1 protein-coding gene is annotated in these 14,674 nt (G+C 41.9%); it reads left to right on the top strand.

Annotated features, from left to right (window positions below):
• Window positions 1-281: 281 nt before the first annotated feature.
• Window positions 282-14,674: non-ribosomal peptide synthetase (locus BN3772_RS09460; RefSeq protein ID WP_042199077.1), on the top strand; the 14,393-nt coding region annotated here is incomplete at its 3' end.

Below are 14,674 nucleotides of genomic sequence, written 5' to 3'. Positions count from 1 at the left end.
TTGATTCATTTACATAAAATACTGACGTTATCAAAAATCATAGGAAGTATAAAATCATCAGAATAGGTGATGGGAATTACATATTACTGGTTCGTTGAAGTGACTTCGTTATAACCAAACTTGGTTTATCCAGATAAGTCACTTTTTTTGATGAGCTTATTCCTGGGATTCTTTTGGAATCAGACGGCTTGTGAAAGTTTGTTCATGAATTGATCTATAAGTATAAAGTTGAGGATGATGATTTTAGAAATAGAAAGCTTTCAAAATTCGAGAGGGGTTTAATGATGATTAACGATGAAAAAACTAAATTAATCAACGGTATATACTCACTCACACCTTTGCAGGAAGGAATGCTTTATCATCATATGACTGACAGTGAGTCTACACAAAATATGATGCAGTACATAATAAACTTAAAAGGTGAAATTAGAGAGGAAAACATCATTCAAGCGCTGAGGCTGCTCACACTAAGACATGGTGTATTAAGAACAGCTATTACGGAGGAGAATCTAGCAGGTCAAGGTCAGGTAGTATTAGGCAATAGAGAAATAGAGTACGAAAAAATTGATCTGTCAGAGCTTGGCGAAATGGAGAAACAGCGCAGGCTGGAAGAGATAGCGGATCTCAATATCAAGCGCAGATTTGACCTGCAGAAAGATTCTCTTTTAAGAGTGAAATATATTGTATTAGATAACAAAAGCTACAAAATGATTTGGCTTTATCATCATCTTATTATTGATAGCTGGTGCCTGCCTTTAATATTTAGTGATTTCAAGAGATACTATGATGTGCTTAACAATGGAACAACAATGTCTGAGATGATAGAAGATATATCCCAAGAAAAGAGTCAGGAAGCAGGATACAGTGAATACGTAGAGTGGCTTGAAAAACAGGATAGGGCATCAGGACTTTCCTACTGGAGGGAACTGCTGGCAGATTATGATGAAATGGCAGAAATTAAGCCGATGGCGAAACCCAGACCTACTACAGTTCAAATGGTTAAAACAGGACACAGTCTTTCCGAAGATGCAACGATTAAGCTGCTTGATTTCATTGCTTCTAATAGTATACCAATAGATGTTGCAGTAGAACTTGCCTGGGGAATCGTGTTACAAAAATTCAACTATACAAGCGATGTAGTATTCGGAAAAGTTGTATCAGGAAGAGATGCAGACATAAGAGGAATTAAAAATATAGTCGGATTATTTATTAATACAATCCCTGTAAGAGTAAAAAGTACTAAGGATACTACCATTTTGGAGCTTTTAAAAGAACTTCAAAAGCTGGGGGAAGAGAGTAATAAATATTCGTATTGTTCCCTTGCCGATATTCAGGGGTTAACAAAGCAAAAAAATAAGTTGATGAAAACGCTATGTGTATTTGAAGATTCGCTTGGTTTTAAGGATGGGCTGGATAGCTGTGAAATGGGGCTCCATTTAACGGTTGAGTCGGAAAGAAGGCAGACAAACTATGCTATAAGTGCAAGTGTTAGTCTGGAGTACAACAGATTAAACATTGATCTATCGTATAACCCAAATGAGTACATAGTAGATGAAATCCAAAATATCATGTTAATGTTTGAAAACATATTGCACGCGATTGCTGCAAATCCCCTCGGTAAAGTTATTGAGATAGAAGCGATCAGCGATAGGGATAAAGAAATAATAATCAACGAGTTCAACCATACATATCTGGATAATGCTATAACGGAGACAATGGTAGATATATTTGAGAAACAGGTAAAGAAGACACCTGATTCTATAGCAGTAGTATTTGAAAATGAGCATATTACATATGCAGAGATGAATAAAAGATCCAATCAGCTTGCAAGGAAATTGCGTAAAATGGGTGTGAAACCAGATGACTTCGTAGCCATTATGACAGAGCGTAGTATCGAGATGATTGTGAGTATATATGGAATTCTAAAAGCGGGTGGGGCTTATGTTCCGCTAGACCCAACCTCTCCAGATGACAGGATTACAATCATGCTTGAGGATTGTCAGCCCAAGGCCATTCTGGTATACCAGACAAAGCCCAAACATGATACTGGAATTCCAGTAATTGATCTTGCAGAAAAAGAGCTATGGGAGGGGCTGTCCACAAATCCGAGAAAGGTAAATAAACCTGAGGATTTAGCCTACGTGATCTATACCTCGGGAACGACTGGTACACCGAAAGGTGTCATGATAAAACATAGCGGTGTAGCCTCCTTCAGAACTCACTTTTTAGATTTATACAAGGTGACAGAGAAGGATAATGTTCTTCAATTTGCAAACTATGTATTTGATGGTTCTGTTTGGGAAATGACCATCTCCTTACTGACTGGTGCAACACTGACGATTGCTACACAAGCTAGCATTTCAGACATCAGAAGCTTTAATAAGTTAATAGAAGAAAGCGGAATAACAATAGCTGCATTACCGCCGCAGTTTTATCTGCAGACTGATATACCGAGCGTAAAAATAATTACGACAGGTGGATCGATGTCAAGCCCGGAAGTTGTAAATAAATCAGGCGGTAGAAGCAGATACATAAATGCCTTTGGACCAACGGAAAATACAGTACAGGCCACTCTCTGGGAATATGACGGGGAAAGTGAAATACCGCAAAATATTCCGATAGGTAAACCGATGCCAAACTCGCGGATATATATACTGAATGGAATGAATTTGTGCGGAGTAGGTGTTCCCGGAGAACTATGTATTGCTGGCGCAGGCTTGGCAAGAGGATATCTTAACAGACCCGAGCTTACAGCAGAAAAATTTATCGATAATCCTTTTGGAGAAGGAAAATTATATCGTTCGGGAGACTTGGCCAGATGGCTTTCTGACGGAAACATCGAGTATTTGGGACGGATTGATGAGCAGGTCAAGATCAGAGGCTTCCGAATTGAACTAGGTGAAATCGAAAGTGCAATAAGAAGTGTAGAAGGGATTGTAGACTTAGCTGTTATCGCCAGGGAAGACCATTCAGGTAATCCTGCGATTTGTGCTTATGTTGTCTCTGACAAAGAGATAAGCGGATCCGAGCTTAAGCGGACGCTTGGAGAGTCGCTGCCGGAATATATGATTCCCACATATATTATGCAAATAGATAGTATTCCGGTTACAAGAAACGGGAAGCTGGACAAAAGGGCACTTCCACAAATCCAAATAACGAGCAAGCGGGAGTATGTTGCGCCAAGCAATGAAACAGAAGAGATTTTGTGTGCGTTATTTAGCGAAATTCTTGGTATCGGAATAGTAGGCGTTGAAGATAGCTTCTTTGAGTTAGGCGGAGATTCGATTAAGGCAATAAGAATCGTATCAAAAATAAGAAGTGAAGGATTTGAAGTCTCTGTTCAAGACATCATGAGCAAACACACAATTGAAGCAATTGCATACAGCGTCAGGGAGTCATCTTATGAAAATAAATACGAACAGAGTGAAGTTACGGGGAAAGTAGTATCCACTCCGATCATTCAGCAATTCGAAGCATGGAATCTGGCCAAGCCGAACCACTTTAACCAAGACATATTGATAGAGATTGACACAAACAATGAAATGGAAATCAGGAAGGTTATCGATGCATTGGCGGTCCACCATGATATCATTCGTTCTGTCTACAGAAACGGGCAGCTGGACATATTAAGTGTACAAGAGAGTAGACTGTATGATTTTGAAATATTCGACCTAATAGATGATGATTATAGATACGCAGATATTGAAGGGATTTGTACGAAACTGCAAAGCAGCTTTGATTTGGAAAACGGGCCGTTAATGAAAGTGGCATTATTCAAAACAGAGCCGAAAAATTACCTGTTCATATGTCTGCATCATCTAGTTGTGGATGGGGTTTCCTGGCGTATTCTTCTGGAAGATTTTGAGAACGGTATGAAGCAGATAAAGGCTGGTGATAACAAAATTGAGCTGCCTCTAAAGACCGCTTCATATAAAGAATGGGGAGAAGCGCTCAGGGAATACAAAGAGAGTATGCAACTGAAAAAGGAAAGAGCATACTGGGAGATAATCACAACCAAAATTAAAGAAGGTAAATTAGCGACAAGCGGAAATGAGACAGGCTCAGGGCATGCTGTTATAAGCCTGAGTTTCGGCAAGGAAGAAACATATAATCTATTACATAAAGCCGGTAAAGCATTTAACACAAAGATTAATGACTTACTAATAAGTGCATTAGGGGTTTCTGTAAGAAGGTGTACAGGTCAAGAACGAGTATCCATAATGATGGAAGGACACGGAAGAGAGGGAATTCATAAAAAGATAGATATAGATAGAACCGTGGGTTGGTTCACGAGTATGTATCCGATCATTGTGGAATGCAGTGGAACTATACAAGACAGCATTATATCAACCAAAGAAATGCTAAGAAAAGTACCAAATCAGGGGATGGGATACGGCCTACTAAAAGAGGGTCTTCCGGAAATATCAGCAGATATTTTCTTTAACTATTTGGGACAAATGGATGCTGAATCGAAGGGCTACGCTTCTGTTGTTAATGCAACCGGAAAACGCCTAGCGGACGAAAATAATTTATCAACGAATATACTCTTTAGTGGAGTTATACATCAAGGGGAATTGAAGTTCACTATTAAATATGATTGCGGTCTTTTTGCATCAGAGACAGTTCAGAAGCTTGCTAATTTGTATAAAAAAAGCCTGAATGAAAGTATCAAATTTTGTATTGATCAACAAGAAACGGTTAAAACCCCTTCGGATTTTTCAGCAAGTGAGTTAACACAGACTGATCTATCAATGGTATATAACCGATTCGTAGATAAAACGGAGATTGTTGACATTTACGAGCTTTCGCCTTTACAAGAAGGGATTCTATATCATAGTCTAGCTAATACTGAATCTACAGATTACTTCATACAGAATGTTTTTGAAATCAGCAGAGAAGTTAAAGAAGGTAAGATCAAACAAGCACTTAAACTTCTTGCCACGAGACATGAGGTGCTAAAATCCTCCATTTTATTTGGTGAATTTAAACGCCCTAAACAAGTCGTATTGTTAAATAGAGAACCTGAGTTCGAAAGAATTGATTTAACAGGGCTTGCAGAATATGAGCAGCAAAATAAAATAGCTGAAATAGCGGCACTTGATGTAAACCGCGGATTTGATTTGCAGGAAGATTCGCTTTTTCGAGTAAAGTACATCATTCTTCGTGAAAACATCTGCAAAATGATATGGAGTTATCACCATATTATCATTGACGGCTGGTGTTCATCGTTGCTGTGCAATGATTTTCAGAATTATTACGATTCTCTTAACAACGATGAAAGTTTGTATAAAGTCGAAGAAATGGTGTTGAAAGAAAAGAATCGGACAGCAGAATATAGTGAGTATATCAAGTGGGTTGAAAAGCAGGATAAAGAGCTTGGAATCTCCTACTGGGACAGTTTACTGGAAGATTATCAGGAAATATCGGAAATAAAACCAGTGATGAAGCCTGTACCTTCAGACAGGAAAGTAGCCCAAGAGAAGATAAAGGTTTCAAAGGAAATAAGTCAAACTCTGTTCTCATTGGCTTCATCTAACCGTTTAACAATAAATACAATAGCAGAAGCTGCATGGGGAATTGTATTACAGCAATATAGCTTTACCAAAGATGTTGTGTTTGGGAAGGTTGTATCGGGAAGAAATGCAGATGTTAGAGGAATTGAAGAAATAGTCGGGATATTCATTAACACAATACCAGTAAGAGTGAGTGATAAAGAAAATACGATTATTTTAGACCTATTCAAAGAGCTTCAAATGCAAGGGACAAAAAGCAACGCATATTCGTATTGTTCTCTTGCCGAAATTCAGGAATTAACCAAACAAAAATCAAGCTTGATAATGTCACTTTTCGTATTTGAAAATCACTTGGATGAAGGAAAAGCCCAAGACAACATTGATGGGCTGCAGCTTAAACTTGAGTCGGTACGAGAAAAAACAAATTATGCAATAACTGTAATTGCCGGAGTAGAGGATGGCTGCTTGCGTTTTGAGATTATGTATAACCCAAATGAGTACGTGCAAGGCGAGATTCAAAGCATTCTGGCAATGATTGAAAGAGTGTTGCGCGAGTTTGCTGCAAATCCTGAGGAAAAAGCCTCCAATATCGAAGCAGTAAATAATAACGACAAGGAAAAAATACTCAACGAGTTCAACCATAGCTATACAGGCAATGCTAATGCTCAGACCATAGTCGATTTATTCGAGGAGCAGGTAAAGAAAACACCCGATAATGTAGCAATAATATTCGAAGATCAGCAGATTACCTACTCAGAGATGAATGAGAGAACCAATCAGCTGGCTAGTAAATTGCGTGAAAGGGGCGTAAAGCCGGACGACTTTGTTGCCATTATGGCAGAGCGGAGCGTCGAGATGATTGTAGGGATTTACGGTATTTTGAAAGCGGGAGGGGCATATGTACCGATAGATCCAACCTACCCGGAAGACAGAATTGCATTCATGCTTAAAGACTGCCAGCCCAAAGCTGTTCTTGTCTATCAGGCAGAACTTAAAGATGACATTGGAATACCAGTAATTGATCTTGCAGAGCCAGAAATCTGGCAAAGGGTTTCTACAAATCCAACAAAGGTAAACAGACCTGAGAATTTAGCTTATGTCATCTATACGTCAGGAACTACTGGTCAGCCCAAAGGGGTTATGCTGGAACATTCAGGGATTGTCGCTCTGCGTACCCATCTAATGGAGCTTTATCAGGTGACCGAACAGGACAACGTCCTGCAGTTTGCCAATTACGTCTTTGACGCCGCAGTATGGGAAATGACACTATCGCTTCTGCTTGGAGCAAGGTTGACACTAATCCCGAAGGAAATCATTTTGGACACGGGAAGCTTCAATGCGTTTGTGGATAAGAGTGGAATTACGCTGACCTTATTGCCGCCGCAGTATTATGTGCAGACAGAGCTTACCGGTCTAAAGGCACTGACAACGGGCGGGTCTGCATCGAATGTGGAAATTATCGAAAAAGCAGGCCGGCGTTGCAAGTATATTAATGCTTATGGTCCGACGGAAAATACAGTGCTGGCTACTAACTGGGAATATGATGGAAAGAGTGAAATACCGGAAAGTGTCCCGATTGGCAAACCGATTTCAAACTCACAGATCTATATACTGAATGGAATGAATTTGTGCGGAATAGGAATTCCGGGAGAATTGTGTATAGCCGGTGCGGGCTTAGCAAGAGGTTATCTGAACAGACCGGAGCTGACAGCGGAGAAATTTATCGATAATCCGTTTGGAGAAGGTAAGCTGTATCGCTCAGGAGACTTGGCTAGATGGCTGCCCGACGGCAACATCGAATACCAGGGCCGGATTGACGAGCAGGTTAAGATCCGAGGCTACCGGATTGAACTGGGTGAGATTGAAAGTGCCATGCGACATATAGAAGGAATTGTGGATGTAGCTGTCATCGCTGCCAAAGAGCAATCGGGAGATTCTGCGCTCTGTGCTTATTTCGTATCCGACACAGAAATGAGCGAATCCCTACTTAAGAAGAACTTGGGAGCGTCGTTGCCGGAATATATGATCCCTGCATACTTCATGCAAATGGACAGTATTCCGGTCACAAGAAGCGGAAAGGTCGATAAGCGGGCACTTCCAGAAATCGAAGTAACGAGTACACGTGAATATGTTGCACCTAGAAACGAAACGGAAAGAATTGTGTGTGCTTTATTTAGTGAGATTCTTGGCATTGCCTCATTGGGTATTAAGGACAGCTTCTTTGAACTTGGCGGTCATTCGCTGAGTGCAGTAAGACTTGTCAATGCGATCGAAACTAAAACGGGATATCGCATTCCGCTTCAGGAAATATTTGCAAATCGTACGCCGGAAGGCTTAGCAATCCGACTATCCGAAAGAGAATTGGTATCCTATACACCGATTACAGCAGCAGAAGAAAAAAAATACTACTCCATGTCATCTGCGCAAAAAAGGGTTTATGTTGTATGCCAGATGGGTATCGACAGAACTGCTTACAATATCCCGCAAACCTTTAAAATTAAGGGTCTGGTGAACATTGAATCCATTACGACAGCATTGCAAAAAATGATTAATCGTCATGAGATTTTGCGCACCAATTTCTTAATGGTTGACGGAGAGCCTGTGCAAGAAGTGAGAAAAACGACAAAAGTAGACTTTGAATTTCTAGAAGTCAAGGATACGTCCGAAGCAGAACAGTTCAAGAAGTTTGTACAACCATTCGACCTTGGGCAAGCTCCGCTTGTACGGATGAAGCTCGTGAAGCGGGAAGAGGATCATTTGTTGATGTTTGACATGCATCATATTATCAGTGACGGCATGAGTATGGCGACGTTCATCCGTGAATTCGTAGCACTGTATAAAGGCGAATCTCTCAAACCTCCGCTGCTTCAATATAAGGATTACAGTGAATGGATCAGCAAGAAAGACTTCTCAACACAAAAGGATTATTGGATCAGTGAGTTTTCGGATGAGATTCCTGTACTTGATTTGCCCCTTGATTACAGACGGCCGCAGATGCAGAGCTACAATGGAGCCATTATTGATACGACCACTGGCCGAGAACTGGGGGAAAGAATTAAGGAGATTGCAAGGCGGACCGGTACGACTGAATATATGATGTTCCTTTCAGCACTTATGATCCTGCTGAGCAAGTATAGCAGGCAGGAGGATATTATCGTCGGTAGTCTGTTCAGCGGACGAATGCACAAAGATACCGAGAATATTCTAGGAATGTTTGTTAACACCCTGGCTATGAGAGGGAATCCGGAAGGCAATAAAACATTTACTGAGTTTCTGAGCGAAATAAAAGAAAAATGTCTGCACGCATATGACAACCAGGAGTATCCGTTTGAAGAACTGGTTGATGCGGTACAAGTTAGACGGGATATGGCAAGAAACCCGCTGTTCGATGTCCTGATGGTACTGCAAAACAATGAGCAACCAGAACTTAAGATGCAATGCGCAGAAATAGAGTCTGTCAGACAAGAAAGTACAACGTCCAAGTTTGATCTTAAATTTGACATTGTTGAAACAGGCACAGGCTTCTGCATTGAACTCGAATACTGTATGGATTTGTTTAAAGCAGACAGCATTGAGCGAATGCTTGTACATTTCATCGGCCTGCTGGAACAGATAACCGCTAATGCAGAAATAAAGATCAGTGAGATTGAGACCATCACCAAGGCCGATAAAATATTGATCCAACAGACTTTTAATGATACCAGTATGGCTTATCCACTCGATAAGACGGTCATAGATCTGTTTGAAGAGCAGGTCAGAAACAAGCCGGACAACACGGCAATCCTCTTCTGTAACGAACAACTTACGTTTGAGGAACTGAATCAAAAAGCAAACCAGCTGGCTAGGCAGCTTCGCGGTATTGGCATCAAGCCTGACGATTTTGTAGCCATCATCGCTGAAAGATGTACGGAAATGATTGTGGCAATCTTAGGCATCTTGAAGGCAGGCGGTGCTTATGTGCCCATCGATCCAACATATCCTCAAGATAGGATCGAGTACATAGTGGACGATTGTAAACCAAAGGTTATTTTGACAGCAAAGGCCGAGGTACCGTTGGTAACAAAGATTCAGTGTATCGATCTCAGTTCTGTTGATCTCTATACAGGTGCTTCAACAAATCTGGACAAGAACGTGTCCAGCAATGATTTAGCATACAGCATCTATACTTCCGGGACGACAGGACGTCCGAAGGGCGTAATGATTGAACACCATTCACTGACTACAAATATGATTTATTCAGCCAAACGGTTCCTGCTAGGGAATGAGATTCTGGTGCCTTTGTTCACCAACTACAGCTTCGACTTGACGGTACCCTCTATTTTTCTGCCGCTCTGTTTTGGTGGCACGCTTGATCTGATTCACAGGGATAAAGAGATGGACATAAGATGCATCATGAACAACAAAGAGTACACATTTATCAAGATGACGCCTTCGCAGTTGAAAATGCTGCTCGGCAGCTATAACCACAAGCCGTTAGAGAAACTGTGCTGCCTTGTAGTCGGAGGCGAAAAGCTGGAAAGCGGTGTGGCAAGCGAGATTCAACATATTTACGGCCCTCATCTCGTGATTCTTAATGAATACGGGCCTACGGAAGCAACTGTCGGAAGCACATTGTATCCGTATTCCGCAAAGGATGAAAGTACCTTTATACCGATTGGCAAGCCGTTTGCCAACACACAGATCTATATCATGAACGGGATGAATCTTTGTGGCATTGGAATTCCCGGAGAACTTTGCATCGCGGGTGAACAGATTGCACGTGGTTACCTGAACAAGCCAGAGATGACTGCGCAAAAATTCATTGATAATCCTTTTGGTGACGGGAAGCTATATCGTACAGGTGACCTTGCAAAATGGTTGCCGGACGGAAATATCGAATATATTGGCCGAATTGATGAGCAGGTCAAAGTCAGGGGATTCCGGATTGAGCTGGATGAAATAATTCACGCGATTCGCAGTATTGAATCCATCCGTGACAACGCAGTAATTGTGCGGGAAGACGGATTCGGTGACAAAGTGATTCTTGCGTATTATGTATCGGATGAAAAAATCAGTACATCTAAAGTTCGGGAAGAACTCAGAAAGATTCTTCCTGAATACATGCTTCCAACCTCTTTCATGCAGATAGACAAGCTGCCGACCACGAAAAACGGCAAGCTTGATAAACGGGCACTGCCGCAGATATTCATCGACAGCACAAGTGAATTCGTGCTGCCGAGAAATAAGATTGAAGAATTATTGTGTCAGGTATTCGGTGAAATGCTGAGAGTACAAGCTGTAAGTGTCAAAGATAGCTTTTTCGAGCTTGGCGGGGATTCTATCAAGGCGATCCGTATCGTTTCGAAATTAAGAAGCCTTGATTATGAATTATCTGTCCGCGACATCATGAGCCGATATACCGTTGAAGCAATCGCCCACACTGTTGTTGTTACTCATGAGAACCACTATGAGCAACAAGAAGTAACCGGAGGTATCATTCCGACACCGATTCTCAAAGACTTTGAAGCGCGCAGCCTTAAAAAGCCGCATCACTACAACCAGGATGTGATGTTGGAAATCGACACAGATAATGTAGCGCACATTCGGAAGGCACTTGATGCGTTAGCAGTACATCATGATATCATTAGATCTATTTATCGGGATGGCAGATTGGTGATTTTGAGTAGTAGCGACAGCAGACTATATGATTTTGAAACGTATGATCTCCGAGCTGCAACTGCTGCTTCCCTCCAGATGGAGGCAGCCTGCAACAAGCTCCAGAGCAGTATTGATCTGGAGAACGGGCCGATGATAAAAGCCGCTTTCTTCCAAACAGATTCCGGTAATTTTCTCTTCCTATGCTTGCATCATCTCATTGTGGACGCCGTTTCGTGGCAGATTCTGTTGGAAGACCTGCAGACTGCATTGAGGCAGGTAGAGGATGGAAAGCCGATAACCCTACCACCGAAGACTGCTTCCTTTAAGGATTGGGCAGAAGCGTTAGAGGAATACCAATCTAGCAGCCTGCTTAAACAGGAGCAGCAATATTGGGCAGAAATAATGGCGAATATGAACAATGGAAGAATTGACTTGGAAGATAACGGGACACAAACGGGATTGGGTAATGTGAGGATCAGCTTTAATGAGGAACAGACGGAACAACTGGTGCGGCGCGCAGGAAAGGCGTTCAATACAGAAATCAACGATTTGTTAATTAGTACCATTGGTCTTGCAGTTCGCAGGCTTACGGGTCAGATGAAAGTTGTCGTCGGTCTCGAAGGTCACGGCCGGGAAGAAATTCATAAGAAGATAGATATTGATCGCACTGTTGGCTGGTTTACCATAAAGCATCCGATCATTGTTGAATGCCATGAGGAGATCCGGAAAAGCATCATTTCGAACAAAGATATGTTGCGAAAAGTACCTTCACATGGTTTGGGTTACGGCCTATTGTATGAGCTTCAGGATATTGCGGCTAACATTTATTTCAACTATTTAGGTCAAATGGATACTGACTCGAAAGCTGCCTTCTTCTCAACAGGAAAGAGTATTGCAGAGGAAAATGGAATGTCTGGGATCATTGACATGAACGGATACATCGCAGACGGCAAGCTTAACTTCCTGATTCAATACGACAGAAGCAGATTTGCTGTTGAAATGGTTGAACGGTTTGCTGAGCTATATCAGCAATATTTAATAGAAACTATCAAATATTGCTGCACTCAGGGAGCAATAGAGAAAACCGTGTCAGATTATTCTGCTTATGACCTGACGGAGGAGGATTTGTTAGAACTGCATCGTCAGTATGCAGAACCATCTGTATTGGAAGATATATTCCCGCTTACCTCTTTACAGGAGGGAATCCTCTATCACAGCATCGCCGATCATCAATCGACGAGCTATGTCACACAGCTTGTTTATGCGTTCAGCGGTGGTATAAGCGAAGCAAAGATTCAGCAAGTACTAAAATTGCTTGTTATGCGGCATAACGTGCTCCGAATGGCGATTGTGCACGAACAGCTGTCTAAGCCGAGACAGATCCTGTTGACCAGTCGGGAAGTAGACTTTGAAACAATTGATCTCTCGGGACTCGGAAAACTAGAACAGGAGTTAAAGGTTGCCGAACTTGCTAATCTGAACATCCAGCGCGGATTCGATTTGCAGTATAATTCGTTACTTCGGGTTAAACATATTGTACTCAGTCCTGATGAATATAAGATTCTTTGGAGCTATCATCACATTGTATTTGACGGCTGGTCTTCTAACATGCTGTTTGGCGATTTCATAACTTATTGCAACAAATTGAAGAACGGCAGTATTTTGTATGATATGGAGCGTATGGCAGCAGAGGAAAGGTATCAATCTGCGACCTATGGTGAATATGTTAACTGGATCAAGAAGCAGGACCGTGAGATGGGGCTGTCCTATTGGAGTGACTTACTCTCCGAATATCAGGAGATTACTGAAATCAAGCCTATGATAAAACCCGAATCTACGGATAAGCAGATGGAACGAATCGGAATAAAAATTCCGGATGAAATTACTAATCAACTTCTTCAGAAAGCTGCTTCCTGTCAAATCACAATCAATACAGTGGCTGAGGCTGCTTGGGGGATTGTACTACAGCAATACAACAACATTAAAGATGTTGTATTCGGCAAGGTTGTTTCCGGAAGGAATGCAAATGTTCGGGGGATAGAGAAGATTGTTGGACTATTCGTCAATACCATCCCGGTTAGGATAAGATCCGGCGTGGGAATGACTGTCTCGGAGCTCTGGGCTGAGCTTCAGGAGCAGGGGACGGAGAGCGATCAGTACTCGTATTGTTCCCTCGCTGACATTCAGGGCTTGACTGAACAACAAGGTGATCTGATCAAGGTACTGTTTGCCTTCGATAACTATTATGTTAACGAAGAGAAACAGCAAGGCGGAGAAAACGGGCTTCAGTTTGTTTTAGATTCGGGACGCGAGCAAACCAACTATGCAATAACCTTAAAAACATATTTTATTGGTGAACAATGGGTCTTTGATATTCTTTATAATCCGAGTCACTTTGCATTGAAAGAAGTACAAAGTATGCTTTCCAGAATTCAAGCTGTTTTACTGTCGTTTGCAGCCAACCCTGAGAGAAGGGTCTCTGAGATCGACTTGATTACCCAGCAAGAGAAGGATCAACTCCTTGAGTTCAACAATACGGCAACCGATTATCCAATAGACAAGACCGTCGTAGATTTGTTCGAGGAGCAGGTTAAGAAAACACCTGATCATATAGCAGTAGTATTCAGGGATGAGCAGCTTACTTATGCCGAGCTAAACCGAAAGGCCAACCAGCTGGCAAGGAAACTGCGCAAGATGGGGGTGAAGCCGGATGACTTCGTTGCCATTCTGGCAGAGCGGAGTATCGAGATGATTGCAGCGATCTATGGAATTCTGAAAGCGGGAGGGGCCTATGTACCGTTAGACCCTACCTTTCCGGAAGAGAGAATCGCGTTCATGCTCCAGGATAGCCAGCCCAAAGCCATTCTTATCTACCAGGCAGACCTGAAATGTAATGCGGGTATGCCAATAATCGATCTCGCAGAGAGGGAGAATTGGAGTGGGGAGTCCACAAACCCGGGGAAGGTAAACCAACCTGAGGATTTGGCTTATGTAATCTACACTTCGGGAACAACGGGTACACCGAAAGGGGTTTTGATTAAACACAGTGGCATTGTATCCTTCAGAACCTATTTGCTGGATACATATAGAGTAACAGAGGAAGATAATATTCTACAGTTTGCAAACTATATATTTGATGCTTCGGTTTGGGAAATGACGCTTTCCTTATTGGTAGGAGCCAGGCTGACGATTCCGACGCAAGCTATCATTTCAGACATTGGAAGATTTAATGCATTTGTAAAACAAAGCGGAATAACGATGACAGTATTACCACCGCAGTTCTATCTGCTGACTGACCTGCAGGGTGTAAACGTAATAACGACGGGAGGGTCAGCCTCAAGCCCGGAAGTTATAAAAAAATCCGGCGGCAGAGGCAGATATATCAATGCATTCGGACCAACAGAAAATACAGTCCAGGCCACACACTGGGAATATGACGGGAAAAGTGAAATACCGGAAAGTGTCCCGATTGGCAAACCGATTTCAAACTCACAGATCTATATACTGAATGGAATGAATTTGTG

The organism is Paenibacillus camerounensis, from assembly GCF_000723885.1.
Classification (GTDB): Bacteria; Bacillota; Bacilli; order Paenibacillales; family Paenibacillaceae; genus Paenibacillus_AQ; species Paenibacillus_AQ camerounensis.
This window is presented reverse-complemented; position numbering and strand designations above follow the sequence as displayed.